23 protein-coding genes are annotated in these 26337 nt (G+C 64.2%); 10 read left to right on the forward strand and 13 right to left on the reverse strand.

Annotated features, from left to right (window positions below; all coding sequences use genetic code 11):
* Positions 1–29: 29 nt before the first annotated feature.
* Positions 30–1283 carry a nucleotide sugar dehydrogenase gene (locus NQ038_RS05395; protein WP_257061960.1) on the reverse strand — a complete coding sequence of 418 codons (1254 nt, stop codon included), beginning with the start codon at positions 1281–1283 and terminating at the stop codon, positions 30–32.
* 405 nt (positions 1284–1688) lie between these two features.
* On the opposite strand from NQ038_RS05395, the gene NQ038_RS05400 reads away from it, so the two are divergent.
* From NQ038_RS05400 to NQ038_RS15365, 3 genes are all read left to right on the forward strand, one after another.
* Positions 1689–3056, forward strand: coding sequence for a polysaccharide biosynthesis tyrosine autokinase (locus NQ038_RS05400; RefSeq protein ID WP_257061961.1), 1368 nt, complete (start codon positions 1689–1691; stop codon positions 3054–3056).
* 102 nt (positions 3057–3158) lie between these two features.
* Entirely contained in the window at positions 3159–4637 is a 1479-nt protein-coding gene (locus NQ038_RS05405) for a sugar transferase (RefSeq protein WP_257061962.1), read from the forward strand.
* Between the two features lie 216 nt (positions 4638–4853).
* The gene (locus NQ038_RS15365) at positions 4854–5255 is read left to right on the forward strand and encodes a hypothetical protein (RefSeq protein ID WP_306427749.1); all 402 of its coding nucleotides are present in this window, start codon (positions 4854–4856) and stop codon (positions 5253–5255) included.
* Here the strand turns inward: NQ038_RS15365 and NQ038_RS05415 are convergent.
* Both NQ038_RS05415 and NQ038_RS05420 read right to left on the reverse strand, forming a co-directional pair.
* Positions 5245–6534 (reverse strand): MFS transporter, encoded by a 1290-nt coding sequence (locus NQ038_RS05415; RefSeq protein WP_257061963.1) that lies wholly within the window; start codon positions 6532–6534, stop codon positions 5245–5247. The two genes, NQ038_RS15365 and NQ038_RS05415, sit on opposite strands and share 11 nt — an antisense overlap.
* Before the next feature lie 115 nt (positions 6535–6649).
* A complete protein-coding gene (locus tag NQ038_RS05420; RefSeq protein ID WP_257061965.1) occupies positions 6650–7552 on the reverse strand; it encodes a DMT family transporter in 903 nt (300 codons plus the stop codon).
* A 9-nt stretch (positions 7553–7561) separates the two neighbouring features.
* On the opposite strand from NQ038_RS05420, the gene NQ038_RS05425 reads away from it, so the two are divergent.
* From NQ038_RS05425 to NQ038_RS05435, 3 genes are all read left to right on the forward strand, one after another.
* Positions 7562–7792: a hypothetical protein gene (locus tag NQ038_RS05425; protein ID WP_257061966.1), complete on the forward strand. Its 231-nt coding sequence runs from the start codon at positions 7562–7564 to the stop codon at positions 7790–7792.
* Between the two features lie 133 nt (positions 7793–7925).
* Positions 7926–8480: a dihydrofolate reductase family protein gene (locus NQ038_RS05430; protein WP_257061967.1), complete on the forward strand. Its 555-nt coding sequence runs from the start codon at positions 7926–7928 to the stop codon at positions 8478–8480.
* A 115-nt stretch (positions 8481–8595) separates the two neighbouring features.
* Positions 8596–9477, forward strand: a complete 882-nt coding sequence (locus tag NQ038_RS05435) for a 3-methyladenine DNA glycosylase (protein ID WP_257061978.1) — start codon at positions 8596–8598, stop codon at positions 9475–9477.
* A gap of 35 nt (positions 9478–9512) precedes the next feature.
* Here the strand turns inward: NQ038_RS05435 and NQ038_RS05440 are convergent, their stop codons facing one another.
* Positions 9513–10352, reverse strand: a complete 840-nt coding sequence (locus NQ038_RS05440) for a LysE/ArgO family amino acid transporter (protein WP_257061968.1) — start codon at positions 10350–10352, stop codon at positions 9513–9515.
* Between the two features lie 206 nt (positions 10353–10558).
* Here NQ038_RS05440 and NQ038_RS05445 point away from each other — a divergent pair, with 206 nt between their 5' ends.
* Both NQ038_RS05445 and NQ038_RS05450 read left to right on the forward strand, forming a co-directional pair.
* Entirely contained in the window at positions 10559–11479 is a 921-nt protein-coding gene (locus NQ038_RS05445; RefSeq protein WP_257061969.1) for an ArgP/LysG family DNA-binding transcriptional regulator, read from the forward strand.
* A gap of 77 nt (positions 11480–11556) precedes the next feature.
* Complete coding sequence (locus NQ038_RS05450) at positions 11557–12633, forward strand: alcohol dehydrogenase catalytic domain-containing protein (protein WP_257057706.1); 1077 nt, start codon at positions 11557–11559, stop codon at positions 12631–12633.
* A 117-nt stretch (positions 12634–12750) separates the two neighbouring features.
* Here the strand turns inward: NQ038_RS05450 and NQ038_RS05455 are convergent, their stop codons facing one another.
* The 9 genes from NQ038_RS05455 to NQ038_RS05495 all read right to left on the reverse strand — a co-directional run bounded on the left by NQ038_RS05455 (position 12751) and on the right by NQ038_RS05495 (position 24420).
* Complete coding sequence (locus NQ038_RS05455; RefSeq protein WP_257049920.1) at positions 12751–13896, reverse strand: hypothetical protein; 1146 nt, start codon at positions 13894–13896, stop codon at positions 12751–12753.
* Between the two features lie 193 nt (positions 13897–14089).
* Positions 14090–14821: a hypothetical protein gene (locus NQ038_RS05460; protein ID WP_257057710.1), complete on the reverse strand. Its 732-nt coding sequence runs from the start codon at positions 14819–14821 to the stop codon at positions 14090–14092.
* 86 nt (positions 14822–14907) lie between these two features.
* Positions 14908–15696 (reverse strand): FAD-dependent thymidylate synthase, encoded by a 789-nt coding sequence (gene thyX / locus NQ038_RS05465; protein ID WP_257061970.1) that lies wholly within the window; start codon positions 15694–15696, stop codon positions 14908–14910.
* 71 nt (positions 15697–15767) lie between these two features.
* A complete protein-coding gene (locus NQ038_RS05470) occupies positions 15768–16928 on the reverse strand; it encodes a DUF418 domain-containing protein (protein ID WP_257061971.1) in 1161 nt (386 codons plus the stop codon).
* Positions 16929–17030: 102 nt separating this feature from the next.
* Positions 17031–18125, reverse strand: coding sequence for a biotin/lipoate A/B protein ligase family protein (locus NQ038_RS05475; RefSeq protein WP_257049916.1), 1095 nt, complete (start codon positions 18123–18125; stop codon positions 17031–17033).
* A gap of 39 nt (positions 18126–18164) precedes the next feature.
* Positions 18165–20507 (reverse strand): prolyl oligopeptidase family serine peptidase, encoded by a 2343-nt coding sequence (locus NQ038_RS05480; protein ID WP_257061973.1) that lies wholly within the window; start codon positions 20505–20507, stop codon positions 18165–18167.
* A 126-nt stretch (positions 20508–20633) separates the two neighbouring features.
* Positions 20634–21725 (reverse strand): branched-chain amino acid aminotransferase, encoded by a 1092-nt coding sequence (locus tag NQ038_RS05485; RefSeq protein ID WP_257061974.1) that lies wholly within the window; start codon positions 21723–21725, stop codon positions 20634–20636.
* A gap of 61 nt (positions 21726–21786) precedes the next feature.
* Positions 21787–22827 carry a 3-isopropylmalate dehydrogenase gene (locus NQ038_RS05490; RefSeq protein ID WP_257049913.1) on the reverse strand — a complete coding sequence of 347 codons (1041 nt, stop codon included), beginning with the start codon at positions 22825–22827 and terminating at the stop codon, positions 21787–21789.
* 93 nt (positions 22828–22920) lie between these two features.
* Positions 22921–24420, reverse strand: coding sequence for a glycosyltransferase family A protein (locus NQ038_RS05495; RefSeq protein WP_257061975.1), 1500 nt, complete (start codon positions 24418–24420; stop codon positions 22921–22923).
* A gap of 261 nt (positions 24421–24681) precedes the next feature.
* On the opposite strand from NQ038_RS05495, the gene NQ038_RS05500 reads away from it, so the two are divergent.
* On the forward strand, positions 24682–25539 hold the full coding sequence (locus tag NQ038_RS05500) for a CoA ester lyase (RefSeq protein WP_257049911.1): 858 nt from the start codon (positions 24682–24684) through the stop codon (positions 25537–25539).
* A 140-nt stretch (positions 25540–25679) separates the two neighbouring features.
* Positions 25680–26234: a helix-turn-helix domain-containing protein gene (locus tag NQ038_RS05505; protein ID WP_257061976.1), complete on the forward strand. Its 555-nt coding sequence runs from the start codon at positions 25680–25682 to the stop codon at positions 26232–26234.
* Positions 26235–26337: the final 103 nt, after the last annotated feature.

Raw genomic sequence — 26337 nt, forward strand, 5'->3', positions numbered from 1 at the left:
AGCAGACGCATTCGGCATGTTGGCTCTACCTACAATTTATATGCAGCTGAACCCGAAGTAGTCCCTCGTGTGTCTAGGAATACTTGCGATCTAGCGGCGACTTCCTCAATATCAATGGCTGGCACATTTTGCAATAGAATTACCAGGTCGTAGTTTTCCACTCTGCCAAGGTTTCCCGTTACATGAGTTGCCGTGAGCCCGGGGATTCCATCATCGGTGATGTTAGGATCATAGTAATGGACATTTACGCCCTTTTGGGATAGTAACCCGGCAACGATAAGAGAGGGACTCTCCCGGATGTCGGATATCCCACTCTTATACGTCATTCCGATAAGCAGGACGTCACTTCCCCTTAAGGCCTTAAACCTATTGTTGAGCAGGTCCTGGCCTCGGGATACCACGTAGGCGGGCATTGATGAGTTGATGTCTTGAGCGAGTTCAACAAAACGGAACGGGTGGTTCAACTCGTGGCGTACTCGATAATTAAGGTAATTTGGATCAATCGGGATACAGTGACCGCCTACACCTGGGCCGGGATAAAATGCCTGGTAGCCGAATGGTTTGGTAGAGGCCGCGCGGATGACCTCCCAAACATCGATTTCAAGCTCGTGACAGACCATGGCGAGTTCGTTAACCAAACCGATGTTGATGTGTCGGTAGGTGTTCTCGAGCAGCTTTGTTAGCTCCGCTTCGGCGCTGCCTTTGACTGGAACCACAGTATCGATAAATGTTTCGTAGAACGCCACAGCACGATCTAACGAATTGTCTTCATCAGCTCCGACGACTTTCGGAGTGTTTTTAACTCCGTAAGTTGGATTTCCAGGATCTATACGCTCCGGCGAGAATGCGACAAACAGATCTACCCCGAGGGTTCGCCCGGTCTCCTGCAGCTTCGGCACCACTTCCGACGCGGTTGTTCCCGGATAAGTTGTCGACTCGAGTATAACGAGGGTGTCATCGGAGAGATTTGCTGCTATGGCGTCGAGCGCCGCGCGCACGGAGGCCAGATCCGGTTCGTTTCCTTCGCTTAGAGGAGTCGGTACGCAGATAACAATCACATCCGCGGTCGCGTATGCACTTGCGTCGGAGGTTGCCTTGTACCCCTGGCTCAGCATGGCCTGTACATCTTCATCGGAAATATCGTCGATGACCGACAGTCCCGCGTTGAGCTTCGCTACTCGGTCCCTGTTAAGGTCCATGCCTGTCACACTATGCCCGGCGCCACTTGCACCCTGCGCTAGCGGGAGGCCCACATAGCCCTGTCCAACGATAACTACTTTCACTTCGGCGTCTCCTTGTCGTACAAGCCCGCTTCCGCGCGGTCATCATGGTAGCGCTAATAGTACGTATTTCAGATCAGTAAACGGGGTCGCTAGCCTCTACCGGGTGCAAGTGTACATCGACATCGCAGTGCACCCCGCCCATGCCGTCATACGATATCAGTAGCGCTTGCTGTGCCGGGTGCATGCACCGTACGGGCTTCTCCGCCAAACGTCCGGCTCTGCTGCGCTCTTGGCTCATGCAACGATCCCCTGGCGCAAGTAGGAAGGCTCTACACACGCCGCCGGTTCCAAACCGAGCCGACCCTTACCGACTATCACGCTACACTGATTGAAGCTGCCTACCATGAGAGTCGGGCCTCGTTACCCGCAAAACCAGGTGACATACAACAACTAGAAAGGCTCCACGTGCCGCTCGTCGACTACTTAAGGCTATTACGGGAACGCTGGGTGACAGTCGTTGTCATGGGCATCATCGGTACCGTGCTCGCGGGGACTCTTGCAGTCATTCAAAACCCCCAGTACCAAGCCTCAGTCAAGGTATTTGTATCAACAATAAACTCTGGCGAGGCTGTAGAACTCCAGCAGGGTAGTACGTTCGCCCAACAGCGAGTTTTAAGCTACGCCGACCTAGCGACGACATCAGCAGTCCTTACACCTGTTATCGATGAGCTCCAATTAAACACCACACCAACCGCGCTCGCCAAAACCATCGCGAGTTCCGCGACCACTAATACTGCCCTCATAGAAATAGAAGTTACCAATTCAGATGCGAAAAAGTCCGCACAAATAGCAAACGCCGTGAGCAACAGTCTGTCGTCAGTAATTGCTGACCTTGAAAGTACCAGTTCTTCGAAGAGTAGCCCTGTCAAAGTCACAACCGTGGAGCCGGCTTCAACTCCCGAACGGCCTGTCTCTCCACGACTTAATCTTTACATTGTGGTTGGCCTGTTCCTGGGCTTAGCCTTCGGCCTGACTTCGATAGTTCTCCGAAAGATGTTGGACACCAAGATCAGAAGCGACAGAGACATAGCAGCGGTTACTAGTACGCCGGTAGTCGGCGGCATTCCATTCGATAAATCAATAGACCAGCATAGACTCGTAGTAAAACTTAAACCGCTTTCACCAGCAGCCGAAATGTACCGCGCAGTCCGCACGAATCTTGAGTTCCTCGAAAGTGACTCGACCAATCGCTCCTTCCTCATCACCAGCTCGGTGCAGTCAGAGGGGAAGTCCACTCTAGCCGCAAATCTTGCACTGACGATCACGGACTCCGGCAAGCGGGTTCTACTCATAGATGCGGATCTCCGACGTCCTGCAGTGGATAGATACTTTGATATAGACGGGACACAAGGGCTTACCGATTTGCTGATCGGCAGAGTCGAACCGCTAACTGTACTCCAGCAATGGGGACACACTAATCTATACCTTCTTCCAGCAGGGCATATACCACCAAACCCAAGCGAACTTCTAAGCTCCGAAGCATTCCGTGCAGTACTCGAGGAATTCAGTGAGGTCTTCGATGTAGTACTCATTGATTCCGCCCCGCTACTTCCGGTTACTGACTCGGTTGTCTTGAGTAAACTTACTACTGGCATAATTCTTGCAGCGGCGATCAACAAAACTACCAAATCTCAGCTCGCCAACTCCCTAGAAGTAGTGGAAAGAGTCGGCTCCGCCGTATCCGGTATAGTCCTTACCATGATTCCCGCCCGTGGCATTGGCTACGGGCGGTATCAGAGCTCATATTATAGCAATAATGCAGCGAAATCATGATGAATTCCACCATTACCTCGCCACTGATTTGCAGCGCCTTACTCTTGCCCTACACAACCTAGAACCAAGCCAAAGCAGATCGGCCTGACAGAATCGCGCACCATGACAAGTTCAGTATCCCCTCCACCCCGGCAGCTTCGCACATCATCCCGATGGCAAAGTGTCTACCCTCGCATTTTATTCTGTCTGGACGCGTGCTGTGTAATCCTAGCGTTACTTGCGGCAAACCATATCCGTTTCGGTGCCATCAACACCCAAGATACCGTAACAGGAAGTGCCGATCTTCTTAGCTACCGCGCATTATCAGTGGCGATATTTTTTCTGTGGTTTGCTGCATTAACAATTTGGTCAACACGGAGTGTTCGAATTCTTGGTGTTGGCACCAATGAGTTTTCTCGAGTACTTACAGCTAGTTTCTACATATTTGGACTTATCGCGATAATATCCTACGCATTTCGCATTGAAGTTGCCAGGGGATTTGTTGCCGTGGCTTTTCCTATAGGCCTCTTTCTTCTAATGGTTGTTCGTGCAACCGCAAGACTCGTCTTTTCCAAATTCCGTAAAGCCGGGCGCTGCATGCGATCCGTTGTGGTAGTTGGGCGGCCTAGCAGCGCTATTCACTTGGCCCGGCAAATAATGCGGACGCCGCGATCAGGCCTAACTCCCATTGGATTTATAACTCCCGGATATACCAGCCACGAGTTATCAAGCTTCAATTTCCCACTACCCGTGTTGTCTCAATCAAGTATTCCCTCGGAGCTCATGTCAGTGTTGACTGATATTAAAACTGAGGCCGTTGCAATTGCCGGCGACGGAGGATTTAAACCAAATGTTCTCCGCAGACTCGGCTGGTTATTAGCAGACCAACGTATCAGTACTATGATGTCTCCAAACCTGACAGATATAGCCGGTCCCAGAATACACACGCAGGTTGTTGAAGGGACCGCTCTCCTCCACATTTCAACGCCGCGGTTAGATGGAATTCACGGATTCACGAAGCGCGTCTTTGACATATTCGGTTCGGGCGTAGGTCTCTTCGTCTTATCTCCTCTGTTCTTAGTTACTGCCGCGCTGATTAGAATGGATTCCCCTGGCCCGGTGTTTTATATGCAGGAGCGGATTGGGCGCGACGGCAAGCCATTCAAAATATACAAGTTCCGCAGCATGTGTGTTAATGCGCACCAGTTGTTACCGGACCTTAACGATAAAACTGACGGCAATGGAATAATGTTCAAGATGCACGAGGATCCACGTATCACGAAAGTTGGCAAGTGGATTCGGAGGTTCAGCATTGATGAACTACCACAGTTGCTGAATGTGATTATAGGAGATATGAGCCTAGTTGGCCCACGACCGCCTCTCCCGGACGAGGTCGCCGAATACGAGGCGGATACAACCCGACGACTCCGGGTCCTTCCTGGTATCACCGGATTGTGGCAGGTTTCGGGCAGGTCCGACCTCAGTTGGGAGGACTCGGTTAGGTTGGATTTGTACTACATCGAAAACTGGTCGCTGGTCCAAGACTTAGTGATTATCGTGCGCACTGTCCGTGCGGTGGTTTCCGCACGTGGGGCATATTAGTTTCGATGATTTTCACGTGGCGAGCACCGGTGTCTCCGCTCGTGCTTCGTTTGGTGGTTGTTCGGACAGGACGTGAATTGGCTAGAAACCATCTGCGGGATAGTGGTTGCCGAGCTCCATCCAGCCTCGATGGCCTCCTGATGGTTCGGGCCCTCCGGTGGGATAGTCGGGGCGTGTCCTCCACCGTTTCAGCGCGCTCCGTAGATGTATCCGCCGATGTTTCCGCACGCGGGTTCGGCCGCCGAAGCAGCTGACCCCGACGCACCCGCCGTCACCCGGTATCTGCCGGCCGAGGTCTTGCGCGCCCGCCGGGATTCCCATGAAACCAGGGCCCACGCCCGCACCGATGCGCACCATGTCCGCCGGCTGCGCGGTGAGAAGCACCCGGTCGAGGATTTTCTGTTTACCTATTACCCTTTTAAGCTCGGCCAGATCGCGCGTTGGAATCCCGGCGCACGGGTTGCGGTGGAGATCCGGGACGAGGCCGACCCTGCCTATTTCGACCGGCGCTGGTACCGGTTCTTCCAGGCCGAACCGGCCTCGACCTCGGCGACCTATGCAGCCCTCGACCTGCCGGCCTGGCATGCCAACAGCAGCAGGGAGCCGCTCAGCGTTTGACCGCGCCCAGCGGCAGCATCAGAAGCGCCGCCAACAGGGGGCCCGCGGCCAGAGTGGTGAACGAAGCGTAGACGGAATCCGTCGCGGAGAACACCGCGCCCACTGCGGTGGGGACGATGACGCTGCCCAGCTGCCAGATCGCGTTGATCGACCCGGCCGACGCCCCGGAGAGCCCCCGGCCCGCGTAGCCCAGGATCAGGTTGTTCTGAATCGGCGAATAGCAGTATGCGGCGAATCCTAAGAAGGGCGCGGCGATATAGAAGAGAGTCAAGTCGTGCAGACGGCCAAAGACCAACAGCATGATGCTGAACATCAGCAGGATGCCGGTGGCCAGGTACTTCGAGTGGAACTTCGTGCGCCCGTCGATGAAACCGATGATCGGCTTGCACACGACCGCGGTGATGGCGAACAGGGAGACGACCGCACCCGCGTGGAGCGGATCGATCCCGACTCCCTTGATCATCAGGGTATTGGCCCAGGTGATGAACCCGTAGGTGCCCCACAGGCTGAAGAATCCGGCCACCGCCAGGATCAACAGGTTCCGGTTGCGCAGGACGTCCAGCAGGTTGGGGAAGGGGTGCTTGGGCTGCGCGCCGGGGCCGGTTTCGGCGCCCACCGCGGTACTCGGGGCAGCTGCACTCGCCCCAGCGGCCTCGGCACCGGTTGCACCAGGGGCGTTGCGGTGCAGGATCAGGATGACGATGCCCAGCACGATGGAGATGGAGCCGAAGAGCTCATAGGACACGCGCCAACCATGGGACTTGATCAGGGTGGGCACAACCAGGTTCGCGATGACGGTGCCCAACGAGGTGGCGGTGGTGAACAGGGAAACGGCCAGGGCGCGTTCGCGTCCGGAGAACCACACGGAGATCGACTTGGCACCGGCCGCGTAGTCCGCGCCGGCGAACAGACCGACCAGGGCCTGGATGACGAAGCCCAGCGCCATCGAGTGAACGTTGCCGAAGGTGACCATGCCCGCGCCGGCCACCAGGATCGAGCCGCCCAACACCGCGCGGGGACCGAACCAGTCGCTGGCCACGCCGCCTAAGAAGTTCGAGACGACGTAGCCCACGTAATAGCAGGTGGCGAAAACGCCCAGGGAGGACAGCGCAACGCCCAGATCGCCGCCCACGCTGGGCGCCGCCGGGCCCCAGACCGAACGGTCCAGGCTGGTCATGAGGAAAGCGGCCCAGGACAGGACGAGGATCAGCCAGCGGTAGCCGGGGAGCGGGCCCGAGGGTGTGGAGACGGATTGCGGGGATGTATGCAGAGAACTCACAGGACAAGGACTATATACCCGGGTTCTCCTTCTAGCGGGCGGTGTCCGCCTTGTGGTGCGACGCGTGCAATGCCGAACTCCCCTGCGGCACCGGCCGGGCCCGGCCCGGCCGCGGCTACCGCTTGGACTGGACTGCCACGCACGCGACCGTCACGCCGATGCCCACCAGCTGCAACCAGCTCAACCGCTCCCCCAGAACGAGAGAGCCCAGGACAACCGCGGACAGCGGCTGCAACAACAGGATCGTGGCGCCCAGATCCGCGGGCAGGCGCACGGTGGCGAAGCCGATGAGGACGAACGGCAGGAACTGGCCGCCGACCGCCAGCACCGCCAGCCAACTCCAGGCGGAAGCGGACAGGTGAACCACGATGGAACCCGTGCCCAGGCCGAAGACCCCGATCACCACGGCGGCGCTCGCCGATCCCAGCGCCACCGGTCCGAAGGCCCGCCGCGGTTCCAGGGTGCCCGCGCGGCGGTTGCAGTACAGATAGCCCGCGTACAGACAGCCGGCCAGCACGCTCAGCACCGTACCGCGCACGGGATGGGGCATCGTGGTCTCCCGACTGCCCAGCCCGCCGGTCAGCAGCAGGCCCGCGAGCATCACGGGAAGGACGAGGGCGAACCGCCTCCGCAGCACGGCCCCGTCGAGGACGCGGGCCAGCAGCGGGAAGACCAGCACCTGGGAGCCGATGAGCACGGTGGCCACCGCCGCGCCCACGTCCAGGACCGACTGCGTCCACATCAGGTAGTCGCACGCCAGGAAGGCACCCGACAGCAGGGACCAGACCACGGCCGGCCGCGACATCCGGCCGTGGCGCCGCAGTTCGAGGCAGAACAGAACGGCCAGCGGGATGAGCGCCAACAGGCAGCGGTAGAACGCCGCAGTCGCAGCCGAGGTCCCCGCGAGTTTGATGAAGGTTGAGGCGGACCCGACCAGGATGCACCCGCAGATCATGGAGACCAGGGACGCGAAACGGGGGCTGGGCGCCGGACCGGGCCCCGACTGTGCGACTGTCATGGCTTCAGCATGACATCCCCCCCGTCAGCTAGAGTCGTTGTCCAAGGATGCGCGGTCGCGCCCGAGCACCGAGTCAATGACGAATCGGAAAGGACACCGATTTTCGGCGGGATCGCCTGTTTCTTCATTTCCTCGGATGACACCGTCGGCATCGTCGCGCTCGTCTCCGCGGCCTGGCTCATCGCATTCACGCTCGGCGCATCCTTGATCGCGGTCCGCGCTGTGAAGTCCGTGCGCTGAGGCGGTCCGCGCACCGCAGGTGGGAGGACGGTCGGCCGGGTAGTCGGATGGTCGGCCAACTCGTCGGGCGGGACCGTCCGGTCGCCGGCGGCCATGCCATAATGACCGGACCGAAGAATGGGAGAACGGACCGATGACTGATTGCGTGTTCTACACGGCTGCGACCCTCAACGGATTCCTGGCCTCGGACGATGATTCCCTGGACTGGCTGCTGCGCGTTCCGCAGGACGATGTGCAGGGCGATATGGACGCGTTTTTCGCAAGCGTCGGGGCCCTGGTCATGGGTTCCGCCACCTATGAATGGATGTTGCGCCAGGAGGATCTGCTGGCCCACCCCGCGAAGTGGGCCGAGATCTATGGCGAGCGCCCCGCTTTCGTCTTCACCACCCGCAGCCTGCCGGCGATCCCCGGCGCGGGCATCCGGTTCGTCTCCGGAGATGTGGCCGATTGGTTCGACCCGATCACCCGGTCCGCCGGCGGCAGGGACGTCTGGGTGATGGGCGGGGGCGCTCTGGCCGGACAGTTCGCCGCGGCCGGCCTGCTCGACCGGATCATCGTGACCTTCGCACCGGCCACCCTGACCAGTGGCAAACCGTTGTTCCCCCACGATTTGGGCTGGGAGGGCCTGGAACTGACCGGGGTCAGACAGATCGGTCGCTTCGCCGAGCTGAGCTACCGGGTGGGATAATCGGGACGTGTCCTCCACCGTTTCAACCGGCCCCGTAGCTGGTTCCGTAGATGTTTCCGCGCCCGGTTCGGGTGCCGGCGCAGCTGCGCCGGCCGCGCAGGCCGTCACCCGGTATCTGCCGGCCGAGGTCTGGCGCGCCCGCCGGGACGCCCATGAGACCAGGGCCCACGCCCGTACCGATGCACACCATGAGCGCCGGTTACGCGGTCAGAAGCATCCTGTCGAGGATTTTCTGTTTACCTACTACCCTTTTAAGCCCGGCCGGATCGCCCGGTGGAATCCCGGCGCCGGCGTCGCGGTGGAGATCCGGGACGAGGCTGACCGCACCTACTTCGACCGGCGCTGGTACCGGTTCTCCGAGGCCACGGGGCCGTCCTCGGCGACGTATGCCGCCCTCGACCTGCCGGCCTGGCATGCCGACCGCGGCACGGGCGCCGGTTTCATCCACTCCCTGCTGGAGGCCACCTTGGACCGCGAGGCCTCGTTCGGGTGCTTCGGCATGCACGAATGGGCGATGGTCTACCGGCTGGGCCCCGATCAGCGCCGCCATGAGCAGGTCCCCCTGCGGCTGAGTCAGGAGGAGACGGATCGGGTGGTGGAGAACCACCGCATCCAGTGCTCACACTTCGATGCCTTCCGCTTCTTCACCGAACCGGCTCGACCCCTGAACACCCTGCAGCCCACCCGCGCCGCGATGGTCGACAATGAGCAGGCGGGCTGTCTGCACGCGGGGATGGACCTGTACAAATGGGCGATGAAGCTCGAACCCACGGTGCCGGGAGAGGTGGTCCTTGACGCCTTCGACCTGGCCATCGACATCCGCGCTCTGGACATGGAGGCCAGCCCCTATGACGTGCGCGGCTGGGGCTATGGCGTGGTCCCGGTTGAGACGGCTGCGGGCAAGGCCGAGTACATGCGCAGGCAGAAGCAGCTGAGCGTGCGAGCGCAGGCGATGCGCCGCCGGCTGCTTGACTGCCTGGCCGCCGCCGGGGTCTGAACCGCGCAGTCTTTGGACCTGAGGCGGCCCCGGGCTCAGGCCAGGTGGCGCAGCAGACCGACGGCCAGGCAGATCATGATGACGCCGGATCCCAGGTCCATCCAGCGCAGGGCGCCCGGCCTGCGGGCGAACAGGCGACCCAGGAGTTTGGCCGCGAACCCCAGAACGGTGAACCAGGCGGCCGAGGCCCCCAGCACCCCGAGGGCGAAAATCCACCGCTGCTCGCCGTAGTTCGCCGACATCGAACCCAGAATGACGACCACGTCGAGGATCGCCTGCGGGTTGAGCCAGGTGAAGGCCAGCAGGGTCACAATCGCGGTGAGCATCGCATGGCGGCCGGTCTGCGCGGGATTCGCCTGGCCGGCATGAGCGTGTCCGGCCTTCGCTCGGTCCTCGGGCACGCCGCCGAGGTCCCCGTCGAGCCCGGTCGCGGGCGCCGCACCGGATGTGCCCTCCCCGGTCCCGGATGCAGCAGTGACCGGTTCGGCGAACACAGGCGCCACTGCTCGGGCTGCTGCCCCCACAGGGGCGGTCGCCGGTGCAGCCGCGGCGAGCACGACCTCGCGCTCGGTGTGGGCCGCGGGGTCTGCGGAGCGGGGCCGGAAGAAGTGCCAGACATTCAGGCCGCCGTAGCAGACCAGGAAGGCCACGCCGATCAGCGTCATGACCGTGAGCACGGAGGGGAAGGCCGTGACCAGGCGGCCCATCCCGGCCACGCCGACGATCGTCAACAGGATGTCGGAGAGGAATCCGACGATGAGCAGCGGCAGCATGTGCGCGCCCGATGCGCCGTGCTTGATGAGGAACATCGTCTGCGCGCCGACGGCGGCGAACAGTGCGATACCAGCGAAGAATCCGGTCAGGGCGACGCTCATGACCACTACCTCCCAACGAGAAGACGAGGGGAACCGGGGATGCCCGGCCCAACGGATACCACGCTAGGCCGCCACCCGAATGAAGCAAAGCAACGAATTCTTTCCCTCCCTAAGATATTCTTATCATCAAGGATCACACAGCCTTCTGACCTGGGATAACACAACCAATACCGGAGTCAGCACACAGAATCAGTGGGGGATCTCATATGGCCACTCTCAACGACCTGTCGACCGCTGCCCTGCGGACCTTCGCCACGATCGTCGACCTGGGCACGATCGAGGCCGCCGCACACCGTTTGGGCGTCACCGCCTCCGCCGTGTCCCAGCGGCTCAAGGCGCTGGAGACCCAGGCGGGAACCGTGCTCCTGGTGCGCACCAAGCCGGTCGAGCCGACACAGGTGGGCAGGATCATCTACCGGCTGGCCAGGCAATACCAGGTCGCGATGCACGATGCCCAGGAAGCGCTGGACCGACGCACCCGGGTGCGCGACTTCACCCGCGTCACCCTGGTCGTCACCGCCGACGCCCTGGCCACCTGGATCACCACCGCGCTGGAGGGCGTGGCAGGCGAACACAAACTGCTGCTGAGCATCATCCGCGAGGACGAATCGCGCGCGGCCACCCTGGTGCGCGACGGCACCGCAATGGCAGCCGTGAGCGCCAGCCCGGAACCCGCCCCGGGTATCAGCGTGACCGAGCTGGGCACCTGGCGCTATTGGGCGGTGGCACACCCACAGTTCATCCGACGCTATTTCCCGTCCGGAATGGACAGGCGCGCAGTCGGCCGGGCGCCCCTGCTGCGCTATGACGATGACGACCGGATGCCCGTGGATCTAATCGCCCAGACCGTGGGCCCCGGGACCAATCCGCCGACCCACTTCCTGCCGGAATCGCGCCAGATGGTGCTGGCATGCGCCAGGCAATTGGGTTGGACCATGGTCTCGCGCGAGCTGCGCGCACTGGTCCCCGGGGCCGCAGGACTGGTCCCCGTGCCGGGCACCGAACCGGTCGACGTCCGCCTGTACTGGCAGCAGTGGGCCATGTCATCGCCCACCCTCGACGCGATCCAGCAGGCCGTCGGCGCTGCCGCCCGCCGCGCCTCGTCGACACCCGGCGCCCGGTGGTGAACCGGGCCGACGCCCTGCCGTGACAGAATGCGAAACGCGCAGGGCCCGACCGCGTCACGCCACATAGACTCGGAGGCATGCGAGCCGTATACATCACCTCCGCCGGCGCCACGCCGACCGTCGAGGACATCCCCTCCCCCGCCCTGCCCGCCGACGGCGTCATCCTCGACGTCGAGGCGACCGGGCTGTGCCGCTCGGACTGGCACGCCTGGTCAGGCCACGACGACACCGTGCACTTCCCGCACGTGCCCGGCCACGAGATGGTCGGCCGGATCGCCGCGGTCGGGCCCGAGGTGAAGAACTGGTCCGTGGGCCAGCGCGTCACCACGCCCTTCGTCTGCGGCTGCGGCCGGTGCGAGCTGTGCCTGGGCGGCAACGCCCAGGTCTGCCCCACCCAGACCCAGCCCGGTTTCACCCACTTCGGCTCCTGGGCCCAGCAGGTGGCCCTGCACGCGGCCGACGCGAACCTCGTCGCCGTGCCCGAAACCCTGCCGGCGGAGGCCGCGGTGCCCCTGGGCTGCCGCTTCGCCACCAGCTACCACGGACTGAAGAACCGCGCCCGGCTGCGAGCCGGCGAGATCGTCGCCGTCTTCGGCTGCGGCGGCGTGGGACTGTCCGCGGTGATGATCGCCGCGGCCCTGGACGCCCACGTGATCGGCGTGGACATCAGCGATGACGCACTGGCGCTGGCCCGCGAACACGGCGCCGAGGCCGTGGTCAACACCCGCGGCATGTCCGTCGACGAGGCCGCCGCGGCCGTGGCAGCCGCCGCCGGGGACGTGGCTGCGGCGAACGGGCTGACCGGGGTGGGCACGACCTCGGGCCCGGCCGTGACCGTCGAGGCGCTGGGCCTGCCGGCCACAATGAACGCGGCGCTGAAGTCCCTGGCCCCGCTGGGCCGGCACGTGCAGATCGGGCTGCTCGCCGAATCCCCCGTGACCGAGGTCCCGCAGGTCATCGGCAAGGAGATCGCGTTCTTCGGCTCCCACGGGATCGCCGCTGCGGGCTACCCCGAGCTCATGGCCCTGGTCGAATCCGGCCGGCTGCGGCCCCAGGACCTGGTGACCCGCACGATCGATCTGGAACGGGCCTGCACCGAGGTCGTCGAATTGAGCAACGGTTCGACCCCTGGCATCACGATCATCCGTCCCTGAACCGAGGGCCCCGGCCCCGAACGCACCCCGGACACACAATGAGCAGGCGCTTTGGTCTGGTTCTCGCAAGAGAATCAGACCAAAGCGCCTGCTCATTCGGGTTGAGTCCCGGGTGACTCAGGAAGCCTGGTGCTTCAGGTGCTCCCTGCGGACCAGACGGACGATGACGCGGATGATCATGAGCGCCAACAGCAGCATGCCGACGTAGCCGTTGAGCTGGTAGACGATGTTGACCAGCGTGGAGAAGTCGAAGGACATGCCGATGAACATGCCCACGATCGCCAGCACGATGGTCGTGATCTTGAACGAGCCTGTGCCGTCGGTGGTGAACCTGGAGCTGACGGTCCACAGCATCGGCACGGCGGTCGTGTAGATGCCGGCGAGGATCATCACGGAGATGATCGCGGCGATCGCCGGGCTCAGCTGCCGGGCCAGGACCAGCATGGGGATCTGCGCATCCCAGGTCTGGGCCAGGTTCGCCAGCAGGCCCAGTCCCACGACGATGCAGGTCGCGGCGAAGAAGAACCCGCCGAGGGCACCGCCCCAGACGGCCTCCTTGCGCACCTTCGCGGTCTTGCCCAGGGCAGCCAGGAAGGGCACGGTGGCCAACATGTTGTAGCCCACGTAGCTGAAGCCGGCCATGAACCAGTTCGAGGCCGCCGCCTTGACCTCCAGAGTCGGCAGCAGGGTGTCCGATTCCTTGATCCCGCCGGGGTTCTGGATGATCCCGACGATGCCCAGGATGATCGCGACGATGACGATGAGCGGTCCGATCTTGCCGATGATGTCGACCAGCCGGTTGAGGCCGAACCAGGCGGTGACGATGACCAGCAGGGTCATGCCCACACCGCCTACCCAGGGCGAGACGCCGTACTGTTCGTTCGCGGTCGCCGCGGCGCCTGCGATCATGACGGTGAAGATCAGGAAGATGAATACGATCGTGAAGTAGTCGAAGAACGTGCCCAGGGCGCGGCCGCCGTAGTAGTGGAAGATCTTGCCGGGGCGCTCGAACCGCTCCCGCTGACCGGTGGTGAACAGTTCGACCATGATGAAGACGAACAGCACCATGACCAGCAGACCGGAACCGAAGACGCCCCAGCGACCATAGGCGGTGAAGTACTGGAAGATCTCCTGGCCGGTGGCGAAGCCCGAACCGATGAGGAATGCGAGGATCGCACCCGCATAGGTCAGGATGCGACCGGTGGTCGATCCGGTGCCGGTGTGCGTTTGGCCGCCGGTGGACGTGGCGGTACTACTGCTCATGGTGGCGTGTGCTCCTTGGGGTGTGTCTACGGGGTCGTGCTGCGGGTCTGACGGTGGATGGACTCACCCTCCACCGTCGGGGATTGACGAACACCTCAGACTAGTCGCCCCTGCACACAGTCCACACCTACGTCCGCATAGTGATACGACCGTACGGCGGGTGCACCACGGACTCCCCGCCGGGTGAAACCGCTCAGTCGATCAGACGGGCCGCGACGACCGTCCGGGCGGGCTTGCCCTGGACCACCGGCAGCTGGACCAGCAGCTGGCCTGCCGGCGTGTCCAGGGCGGTGCCGCGGGAACCGCCCGGACTGCGTTCGAGTGCCAGCGTGTAATCGCCCAGCCGGCTGATCGACAGGCCCTCGAGCTCTTGGACCACGGGCAGGCCGCGGGCTTCGGCATCGGCCGCTGGCCCCCGCAGTTCGGGACCATAGGGCTCGGGTGCCCCCGTCCCCCAGGCGCGCACGACCTCCTGGGTCGTCTCCTGCGGGCCGGTCTCCGTTTCGACCATGAAGGGCACTGACTCACCGCTTTCCACGATGGCGCGCACGGCCTCGGCGACGAAAACCGGATCGGCGGCACCGTCGTAGACCCAGCGCTTGCCCAGCACGGAGTGCTGCATGGTGCCGAGCAGGGAATTCTCCGCCCCGTCCAGGGGCGCATCCCGGTAGGACAGCGGGATCTGCAGCAACGGCAGGGACTCCTCACCGGCTGCCTCGGCCAGCACGGCGCGCCACCCGTTGGGGACCATGCGGACCAGCAGAACCTCGGCGCCCACCTCACCTGCAGGATCGTCGAAACGATAGCTGCCGACCTTGACCAACGAGGTGTCCTCGCCCAACTGCGCCCACGGCTGGTAGGGCAGCCACTCGGCGATGAGTTCGAGTTTGCCCGGCTGGAGTTCGGCCTGATGGATGATTGCCACTGCGTGCTCCTTTGCGTTGCGGTATCCCGGGGCGTGGGCCCCGCTCACGGCCCCCGGTGATCGAATCGTGCTGGTGCTCTTCTGGATCAGGCCTTGCGGGTCCCCGGGATCCACTCCCCGTCCTCGGTGACGGTGTAATCGGCGAAGATCGCCGGCGCCTGCTCACGCATGATACGCGCCACCCGGTCGAAGACCAGCCGGATCTCCTCTTCAGCGCCCTTGGCCGTGCGCATCTCGATGACGTGTCGCAGGGTCCGCAGGTTCGCAGTCCACACGATCCCGGTGGCCAGGCCCTCCGGGGCGAACCGGCGCATAAAGGACGTCATGTGCTTCTTGTGTGAGAACTTCTGGCCCTCTGAGTCGAGTCCGAAGTGTTCGGCCATCCACTTCTGGTGCTCCTCCATCTGATCGAGCAGCTTAAGTGAGCGCTCCATCAGCTCCGGGTCCTGACGCGCCCATTCCGGGAACCACAGGGGGATGTCGTCGAGGCGCACATAGCGCAGGGACTCCTGGCTGAACGCGGAGCCGGCACGGTGGCGGATCAGCTCATGCGTGAAAACCCGCGAGACGTTGTGGAAGATGAAGGTGAAGTTCGCATGTTCGAGGACGGAGCCGTGCTGGCTGCCAATCACATTGCCCAGGTAAGCGGTCGAATCCGTGCGCACGCGCGAGACGTTCTTGTTCAGTCCGGGCTCCCACGAGCGGTAGCACATGCGTCCGGCGAACTCGACCAGGTCCTCGGCATCGGGGCTGTCCTGTTCGGCGACCCGGTCGGACCAGCTGGAACCGGAGACCTCACCCAGATATGCGTTGACCGCGTCCCAGTCCAGCTGGGGTTGGGCGATGAGTTCGACGGACGGTTCGACCTGGCGCACGGAAGCTCCTTGGAAGACGGGTGCGGACCTGACAAGCATAGTAGGACGCATCCGTGCGGAGACAGCCGGGTTCAGCTGGTGGAACCCGTCACCGGTACTGCGGCCGAGATACCCGCCCGGCCGGCGGGGACCTCGGCGGCGGTGGAGGTCGTGCGCCGCAGCTGCGGCCGGCGCCAGCCGGTGCACCAGCGCCACAGGTACTCCACCGGTCCCATCCGGAAGCGGCGGAGCCAGGCGGTCGACCAGGCCCACTGGGCCAGGAAGACCACGCCGGCGAACAGCAGCGCCACCCGCCAGGCAACGGTACCGGCAGCGGCGGACATCTGCTCGGCCGGCCGGCCCGCCGAGCTTGCACCGATGCCGAACTCGCCGGTGAAGGCCAGGGAGAAGAGCAGGATCAACAGGGTCGCGCTGAGATAGTTCGTGCACGCCATCCGGCCCAGCGGAGCGAAAACCGCCACCAGCGGGCGGCGGACCGGGGTGGAGAGCAGGAAGATGAAGGCCGCGACATAGGTGGCGGCCATGAGCAGGCCCAGGCCCGCGGACAGGCGCGTGTCGGCCAGGCGTTCCAGCGCGGTGGTCTGGGCGAAGACCAACAGGGTCAACGAGGCGCCGACGATCGCAGTACTGCCGGCCGTCCAGCCGGCCCGCGGGCACGCCTCGATGCGCTGGGCCAGGCCGCGCACCCCGGCCAGGGCGCCCAGCAGGAACAGCCCGGGAATCAGTGCCAGTCCCCCGCCGAGGAACACCCCGGCGACCAGGAGGAACATCCCGGCCAGCCCCAGACAGCCATCCGTCCAGGTGCGCGCCCTGGCGGTGGCCCGCGGCAGCCGGCTGATCGGCACCAGCAGGACCAGGCCGTCCAGGGCGTAGGGCAGCAGGGCCTCGCCGGGTTGGAACAGCTGGTGGACAGAGCCCAACACCGCCAGGAAGAGCATCCGTCGCAGCAACTGCGCCCCCGTGTAGCCGCGGCGCCACATTATGCCGAAGCCCACCCCGAACAGCAGGCTGAAGATGGGGAAGAACCGGTTCTGCACGAAGTCCTGGAGCCAGCCGTAGGCGGGCAGGACTGTGCCCGAGGTGTCGATGACGGGCAGGTGCAGCAGCGGACCGATGTTGACCAGCAGGATCCCCACGAGGGCGAACCCGCGGATCGCATCCAGACCGTCGAGCCTGGCGGTGGGCGAGTCATCCCGGCCGGTGGGAGCGGGTGCGGGCTGTCTGAGATCCATACCCTCCACCCTAGGAATCCGAGGGCTCCTACGGAATGCGGTGCGCACCCGTGCCCGGGTGGGGTTTTCCCCTCCTCCGTCTGGAGGAGGGGCGGGGTCGGCTCAGGGCACCCGGTGGGTCCAGGCCTCGGTGCCGAACTTCGTCTCCACCAGTTCCAGAGCCCGGTCCAGTTCCGCCTGGGTGACCTCGCCGATCCGGGCGTTCGTCAGGCCGATGAAGGCCCGCTGCATCGCGGCGATGACCTCCTGACGGGGCACACCGGTCTGACGACGCAGCGGGTCGACCCGCTTCTTGGCCGAGCGAATCCCCTTATCGGAGAGCTTCGCCTTGCCCACGCGCAGCACCTCGGACATCTTGTCCGCGTCGATGTCATAGCTCATCGTGTCGTGATGGAGCAGCGGCCCGTCGGTCAGACGCCGCTGCGCGGCCCCTCCGATCTTGCCGTGGTCGGAGGAGATGTCGTTGATCGGCACGTAGAAGGCGTTCACCCCCAGGTCCCGCAGCCCCTGCAGCACCCAGGTGTCCAGATACTTGTAGCTCTCCTCGTAGTCAAGACCCGCGACCAGGGATCCAGGGGCGTACATGGAGAAGGTCACGCAGTTCCCGCCCTCCATGAACATGGCGCCGCCGCCGGAGATCCGCCGGACCACCTCGACGCCGTACTTGTCCACGCCGGCCTGATCGACCTCGTTGACATAGGACTGGAACGCCCCGATCACGGTGGCGGTGTCCTCCCACTCCCAGAACCGCACGGTGGGGTTGCGGCGGCCGGCCGCGACCTCTTCGAGCAGTACCTGGTCCAGGGCCACATTGTGGCGGGTGGGGCGGACCACGTCGTGGATGAAATCCCAGTCGTGATCGTAGAACTCCGTGGCGCCCGCCATCCCCCGCTTGAGCGCCCAGGCCACGTCCGCGGCGGAGAAGCCGTGCAGGGCGGGTGCCGACATGCCCGCCTCACGGGCGGCCCCGGCCAGGGCCCGGTCGATGCGCTCGATGATCTGGGCGCGGTCGTCGGTGGTGGCCACGCCGAGCAGCGCCGGGGCGATCGCGAAGTAGCCCTCTTCCGGTTCGATGAAGAAGTCCCCGGAGAGCTGGAGTGCACTCAGCACCCCGTCGGTGAGGGTGCCGTCCAGGACGATCAGCTTGCCGCCGGGGACCTTGCGTTCGGAATGGAAGTCACGATTCTCTGAGCTCATAAGCCCAGCCTAACGCGTACCCTGGCGCCGATGACCCGGCTACTCCCTGGTCAGCTGCCGCCAGAGGAAGCGATAGGTCAGCGCGCGGGTCTCGGCGGCCTGGCGGTTGTCCGCGGCTGCGGAATGGCCACCGGCGGTGTCCTCGAAGAACCAGACCCGATCCGCGACCTCCTCCCAGTCCTCCATCTTCGCCGCCATCTTGCGCGCCTGCACCGGGCCCACCCGGTCGTCCGAGGTGGCAGTCCAGAACAGCACAGGCGGATAGTCCTGTGCCGCGCGCCGCTGGGAGTCGATCAGCTGGTACGGCGAGAAGGTCTTGATGAAGTCCCAGTCGTCCGTGTCCGGATCACCGTATTCGGCGATCCAGGAGGCACCGGCGGACAGCTTCGTATAGCGGCGCATGTCCAGCAGCGGCACCCCACAGCTGATCGCCCCGAAAAGCTCGGGGTACTGCGTGAGCATATTGCCCACCAACAGGCCACCATTGGAGCCGCCCGCACAGGCCAGATGTGAGGGGGTCGTCACGCCACGGTCGACCAGGTCGCGGGCCACCGCGGCGTAGTCCTCATAGGCGCGGTGCCGGTTCTCGCGCAGCGCCGCGGTGTGCCAGGTGGGGCCGTATTCGCCGCCGCCGCGAATGTTGGCGACCACGTAGACGCCGCGCCGACCGGTCGGCAGGGTGCCACCGGCCCCGGTTCCGACCGGATCAGTCCCCGCGGCCGAGGCGCCGGTTGCCGGAGCCGGCCCCGTCGCCTCGGCCCGGCCGGGGTTGGGCCCGGTCGTCCGGGTCAGCCAGCCCAGGCCGATGGTGGGCGCGTAGCCGGGCAGGCGGGAGAGCTCGAAGCCGCCGTAGCCGTCCTGGTAGACGGGGTTGAGGCCGTCGAGTTCCATGTCCGCCGGTGCCACCTGGAAGTAGGGCACACGGGTGCCGTCGGCGCTCGTGGCGAAGTGCTGGGTGACGGCGAAACCCGTCGCATCGAACAGTTCGGGCCCATTCTTGATCCGTACGGGCTCCGTGGCCGAGGTCCCCCTGATGCGCGCCGCCGCACGCACCTGTGGACTGGGCTCCGGGGCCAGGGACTGCGCAGTGGCCGGCTCATGGGGACCGGCCGGCACATCCAGGATCGTCCCGCGCATGAGCGTGGTGGGGGTGAGGAAACCGGAGACGGTCAGCCAGAAGTCGTCGGCCGACTCATGGTGCTCATCGTCGGGATCTACCGCGGCGACGGACACCGTGTGATTGGCGGGCACGCCAGGCAGATCGCGGGTGGTGAAGCCGTGGCCCAGGTCGACCACGCGCACGACGGACTGCACATCGCGCAGCAGGCCCAACAGCATGTAATTGCGGGTGATCGACCAACCCTGCAGGCTGGTGTGCTCGTCCGGGGTGAAGAGGATCCGCACCGAGGTATCGCCCGCGGTGAAGGCCGCGAGTTCGGCCACTGCCAATCCGCCGGCCGGTACCTCGCCCCAGTCGGTGCGCGGACGCAGCAGGAGCAGTTCGCGGTCGACGTCGACGGATACGTCGGTGGGCACGTCGATGGTGGTCCACGGGACGTCGGGGCGGCCGGAGGGGTCGTTCGCCCCGCCGGCGGGGGCTTCGGGCGCGTCGAGTGCTGCGAGGAAGTCCGGCAGGGGCACGAACTTCAGGCGGGTGTTGAAGAAGTCCAGGACCTCGACGACGAACACCCGCTCGAAACCGCGGGTGTGGTCCACGGCGATGGAGATCTCCAGTTCGTCCAGCGGCACGGCCGCCACCTCGCGCGCCAGTGCCGGGTCCTGGCCGCGCTGCAGCACCCGCGCCGATGCCGGATAGGACGATTCGGTCATGGAGCCGGGGCCGAAGTCGGTGGCCACCAGCAGTTTGTCAGGTGTCAGCCAGCTTGCCTGGGCCTTGGCCGTCGGCAGCACGAAGCCGCCGTCCTCGGGGGCGAGGAATTCGCCGGTCCCCAGGTCGAATTCGCGGATCGTGTGCGCGTCCCCGCCGTCGGGGCTCAAGAAGATCAGCGCCCGGTCGTAATCGGGCCGGCGCAGGCGGGAGCCGTGGAACACCCAGTCGATCCCGTCGGCTGCGGCCAGGGCGTCGACGTCGAGCAGGACCTCCCAGTCCGGGGAATCGCTCAAATATTCGTCCCAGGTGGTGCGCCGCCAGATCCCACGCGGATGCGCCGCATCGCGCCAGAAGTTGTAGTAGTGGTCCCCGATCTTGGACACCCCGGGAATCCGGTCCTCGGAGTCCAGAGCGGTGTGGATGGCCGCGGCGGTCGCGTCGAAGTCGGCATCGCAGAAGTCCGCGCGGGTGCGGGTGTTCTGCCCCTGCACCCAGTCCAGGGCGTCCTTGCCGTGGATGTCCTCAAGCCACAGGAACGGATCGTCGGTCACTGTTCTTCTCCTCGTCTATGTCCATATACGAAAGCGTCCACTACTTGACGAAATGTCGAAAAATCGGCGATTGCGCCGGAAATTCGACATTTCGTCAAGTAGTGGACGGGTGGGGCCGGTGGTGGCTCAGGCGAGCTGGACCATCCAGCCCTCGGGGGCCTCGGCGCGGCCGTACTGGATGTCCAGCAGGGTCTTGCGCAGCGCCATGGTCTTCTCGCCGGGCTCACTGCCCATCTCGACGGTGAAGTCGGTGGACTTCAGCGCGCCGATCGGGGTGATGACGGCGGCGGTGCCACAGGCGAAGGCCTCGACGATCTCGCCGGCGGCGGCGCGCTCGCGCCATTCGTCGACGGTGATGAGGCGCTCCTCCGGGGTCAGGCCCAGGCGCGGAGCCAGGTCCAGCAGCGAGCGGCGGGTCACGCCGTCGAGGATCGTATCGGACACCGGCGGGGTGACGAGCTTGTCATCGGAGGTGACCAGCATGAGGTTCATGCCGCCCAGTTCCTCCAGGTACTTCGATTCCGCGGCGTCGGTGAACATCACCTGGGCGCAGCCCTGTTCCTTGGCCTCGATCATCGCGCGGGTGGAGGCGGCGTAGTTGCCGCCCGTCTTCGCGAAGCCGGTGCCACCGGAGCCGGTGCGCTTGAGTTCATTGGACAGCCAGATGTCCACCGGCTTCACGCCGCCGGAGAAGTAGGCGCCCGAGGGGCTGGCGATGACGTAGTAGTCCGCCTGCTCCGTGGGACGCAGGCCCAGGAAGTACTCCGCGGAGAACGTGAACGGGCGCAGGTACAGGCTGACCTCGTCCGATTCGTCCTTCGGCATGGGCACCCAGTCCTTGTCCTGGGCGACCAGGGCCTTGAGGGACTCGACGAAGTCCTCTTCGCTCATCTCCGGCAGGGCCATGCGCACGGCGGACTTGTTCATGCGGGCGGCGTTGCGGTCGGGACGGAAGGTCCAGATCGTGCCGTCTGCGTGCTTGTATGCCTTGAGGCCCTCGAAGATCTCCTGCGCGTAGTGCAGGACCGCCGCGGCGGGATTCAACGGGATCGGACCGAAGGGAACGACCTCACGGCCGTGCCAGCCCTGTTCGTCCGTGTAGCGGATGTGCGCCATGTGGTCGGTGAATTCCACGCCGAACGCCGGCTTCTGCAGCAGCAGGTCGCGGATTTCAGCGGGGCGGGGCTGAGGATTCTTGTTCACCTCAAAATTAGACATAACAGCTTTCTCTCTCACGAGATGGTCAGAACGCCGGAATGGCGTACTTCAGTTTATCGCCTCAGCCTATCCGTGCGGCGATCGCATCGCCGATCTCGCTGGTCGAGCGCTGCGCGGTACCGCGCTCGGCGAGGTCGGCCTCGGCTGCGGTGCGGATCGCCTTGGCGACGACCTCCAGGCCCAGGTTCTCGGCCATGAGGGCGCCCGACAGGATGGCTGCCGTCGGGTCCGCGATCCCCTGACCCGCGATGTCCGGCGCGGATCCGTGGATGGGTTCGAACAGGCTGGGGCCGGTTCCGGACACATTGAGGTTGCCCGAGGCCGCCAGGCCGATTCCGCCGGTGACGGCGGCTGCCAGGTCGGTGACGATGTCGCCGAACAGATTGTCGGTGACGATCACATCGTACTGGGCCGGGTCGGTCACCAGGTAGATCATGGCGGCGTCCGTGTGCTGATAGTTCACGGCCACGTCCGGGTAGTCCGGGGCAACGGATTCGACAACGCGGCGCCACAGGTGCCCGGCGTGGACCATGACATTGTGCTTGTGCAGGTAGGTCAGCTTCTTGCGGCGCTTGTTCGCCTGTTCGAAGGCGAAGCGCACTGTCCGCTCGATGCCGTACCAGGTGTTCACGGACACCTCGGTGGCGACTTCGTGGACGGTGTCGGTGCGCATCGAACCGCCCTGGCCCACATAGGCGCCCTCGGTGCCCTCGCGGACGACGACGAAGTCGATCTCGCCCGGGTTGGCCAGCGGGCTGGTGGTGCCGGGGAAGAACTTCGAGGGCCGCAGGTTGACCCCGTGGTCCAAGCCGAAGCGCATCTTGAGGATGATGCCGCGCTCCAACACACCGGACGGAGTGGTGGGATCACCGCAGGCGCCGAAGTAGATCGCATCGAAGCCCTTGAGCTCTTCGAGTTCCGCATCGGTCAGGGTCTCGCCGGTCTCGTGCCAGCGCTTGGCCGAGGCCTCGAACAGCTTGGTGTCCAGCGTGGTGTCGTCACCGGCTGCCGCAATGGCGCGGTTGAGGACCTTGAGGCCCTCGGCGATGACTTCCGGTCCGATGCCGTCTCCGGGCATCACTGCGATCTTGAAAGTGCTCATGGGGCAAGTCTAGAAGCAGCGTCTCATTATGCGTCTCAATGTCTCATATGGTGGCAAGTGAGCAAGGCGCCGTTAGAACTGGCCCGCCGAGGGCTACGCCGCAACCGACTCTCCAACGCGCGCCAGGACAGCACGCCCGCTCTTCTTCACCTTGATCCGCCAACCACAGCCTTCCCCTTCGTAGGTAGCGGGAAGCCGCACAAGAACAGGTGCTCCCACAGGCATCTCGTCCAGAGCGCACATGAACAAGGTGCACGTACCCTGCTCCGCGATCCGGTCCAGAGGAACCCTGACGACAAAGCCCGGATCGCCCTTCCGGGTCCCCGGCCTAGACTTTTTTCGCTCCACCGACCGCGCGGAATGGACCGGGCGCGCAGTATCGGTCTGCACGATGACCGCCACATCTCCGGGTACCGTTGACCTGCCGAGGAGAGAACGCAACCCCATCGTGGCCCCCAAAGTGCCGGACCCGGTGGCCAATGCGCGCAGGGTACGGGCAACTGCCGCGAGCTTCCGCCGGTTCGATGCGGCCGGGTCGGCGCCGGACAACCCGATGGAAGCGCTCACGTGCAAAGTCAACCCGGTTGCGTCCGCAGACACCTTGTGCACTGTGAAATCGGGCTTGATCAACTGCTCGAGCTTGGCCAACCGGTCCAGGCGTCGCCGGTTCCCCTGCACCAGGGCCACAATGCGCTCAGCTTGCAGTGGGGTGAACCGTTGTGACCACGCCGGGGCCGCAACGCCGAAGTCCCACTTCACCAATTCTCCAAGGGCCACCAGGGAGGCTGCTGCCGCCTTCGCCCACATGCGCTGGTCCCCGGGGCTGCTCTGCAACCAGTGCACGCTGTCAAAACGCCGCAGAATCTTGGTCCGCACAAGTTCACCGATCAGGTCCTCGACCCGGTCCGAGGACCCAACGAGGTTGTGCCCGATCGACACAACCGACTTCATGTATTCAAACGGGTCCGCTCGGCGCGACGAGATATGGCCGGAAGCCTCATGCCTGACCGCGATGTAAAGAGGCTTGCCTCCGGCGAATACGATGCGATCGGACTGCGCATAGACCTGGGACATGAAGATCCCGTCTTCCAGGCGAACAGCACCCTCGGCAAAGCGAATGTCACCCTCCAATAAGAGCGAACGTCGAATCATCCGCAGGCAGCACAACGAGGCAATCACGTCGGCCACTTCCACGGGTCCCGGCTTCAAGTGTCTGTTGAATGCCGCGACTCCCCGGCCCCCTTCGGTCCCCATCCGCGGCACCACGACATCCGCGTCGAATCGTTTGGCCGCGGTACCCATTTCACGCAGAGCCGTCGGCGCCAGAACATCATCATCGTCGACGAAGAGAACATACTCGCCCAGAGCCGCATCGACCCCGACATTCCGAGGTCGGCCCGGCCATCCACTGTTCGATTGGTGTATTACCCGAAGGCGAGCATCCGTGTGGGCTGCAGAATCGAGGATGGCAGCGGTCCCATCTGTACTCCCATCATCGACGATGACGACTTCAAAACCCCCAGGAGGCTCTTTCTGGGCTTGGATCGCCGCGAGAGTCCGGTGAATCGTGGCAGCGGCGTCGTGCGCCGGCATGACAATGGAGATCTATGGAGGCATTTCCCAAGGTTCACATCGGAAAGCGAACCATGTCGTTCAAATCACCAGTTCTTGAAAACTTTGAACGTTCGAAGTCTTCACATTTTTCAGAAATACCCGTCGAACGGCCCGAAGCAGTGCAGCTACGCGCCCAGCCGGGCCGCAGCACATCGACTCCCGCCACAGCTACCGGTGTCGCACGCCGAGGCCGCACGGCCACCCGCTGTCACCTCGGCAATCGTTTATTAGACTGGGCCCATGCCTGATTCGATTCGCAACTCCCGCGCCGCAGCACTCCCGGCCAAGCTGTCCCGCACCTGGCTGCTGACGAACGCCGCCAAACCGGAACTCTTCGAACCGGCGCAGCGCTCCGAAGCCGACTCGATCATCTTCGATATGGAGGCCGCCGTCCCCGACACGCTGAAGTCCGAGGCCCGTGACAACGTCGTCGATGCGCTGTCGAAGGGGATGTCCGGCTGGGTCCGGATCAACGCCTCGACCTCTGACTACTGGGAGGACGACCTGGCCGCGCTCAACGGCCTGCCCGGCCTGCGCGGGGTGATGCTGCCCAATACGGAGAAGCCCGACCAGGTGACGCTCACGGCTATGCGCGCCGGAGCCGGCATGCCGGTCCTGGCCCTGATCGAAACGGCGGTGGGGATCGAGAACGCCACCCGCATCGCCGAGGCCCCCGGCACCTTCCGCCTGGCTCTGGGCACCAACGACTTCCGCAAGGACACCGGCGTGGGCGACGATCCCATCGCCCTTGCCTACGCTCGCTCCCGTCTGGTCATTGCGACCCGGGTAGGTGGACTGCCCGGCGCGATCGACGGTCCGTCCGCCGCGGGTGCGGCACCTGCGACGGTGGAGACCGCCTGCCAGTGGACGATCAAGATGGGTATGACGGGCAAACTCGTCCTGAACCCCGAGCAGGCCGAGGAGATCAACAACTGGTTGGCACCGAGCGCCGACGACCGTCGCTGGGCCAAGGAACTGCTCAGCGAGGCCGAGGCCGCAGGCGACGCCGCATTCGTCGACGGCTCCTACCTGCCGCGTCTGACCAGGGCCAAGAAGATCGCCTCCCTGGCCGACTCCTACGGACTCTGGAAGGCCTGAGCACCGGCACACCGCAAGCGCGCCGAATCATTGGGCCATCTGTCTCGGATTGGGCTGTTGGCGGGTTCACGTGGTCGTTGCAACACCCCTCACCACATGGGGGTACGGCCACGATGCCGACCAGAGCAGAACGACAGGTAATGAAGGAGGCCTTCTACGAGGTCTTCGACGCGATCGGGTCCCTGCGACCCGCCGCTCGCGAGGCGGGTATAGACCCGACCACGGCTTGGCGTTGGATCAAAGAATCAGGGCGTACCGCCCACCGCCTCGACGACCCCAGGAAAGCCACTTTCCTCACCCTGCGCGCGGAAGGAGTTTCCCGATCGCAAGCCGCCGGGCAGGTGGGAATCGTGTACTCGACCGCTTACAGATGGGATAAGGGAATCCGGCGCCTGGGCGCGGGAATTCTCTACCCGGACGGGCGTTTCACGCCCCGGACGGGGAAGTCCCAATCCCGTGAGAAGATACCTTTTGTGCAGAAACCCACAAGCGGTGTCCTTCCCCTTCCTGAAAGCGTGAACCCGCGCTATCTGTCCTATTCCGAGAGGGAATGGATAGCCGACCTGTATCGTGCCGGCTGGTCATTCAGAGCAATCGGGAGGGACTTGAAGCGTTCCGCGTCGACGATTCAACGCGAAATCAATCGACGTAGCATAGACGGGGAGTATCACGGCTCATCCGATTTGGGAGTGTAGTTGGGGTCTGAATCCCCCTGCTTCCAGGAGGCTGCGTGCAACGTAGTTGGTCAGGTTCCGGAAGCCGAGGGCGGAGCCTCGGAGGTGCTCGAGTCTTCCGTTG

This window comes from Brevibacterium sp. 50QC2O2 (genome assembly GCF_024580675.1).
In the GTDB taxonomy this organism is placed as follows: domain Bacteria; phylum Actinomycetota; class Actinomycetes; order Actinomycetales; family Brevibacteriaceae; genus Brevibacterium; species Brevibacterium moorei.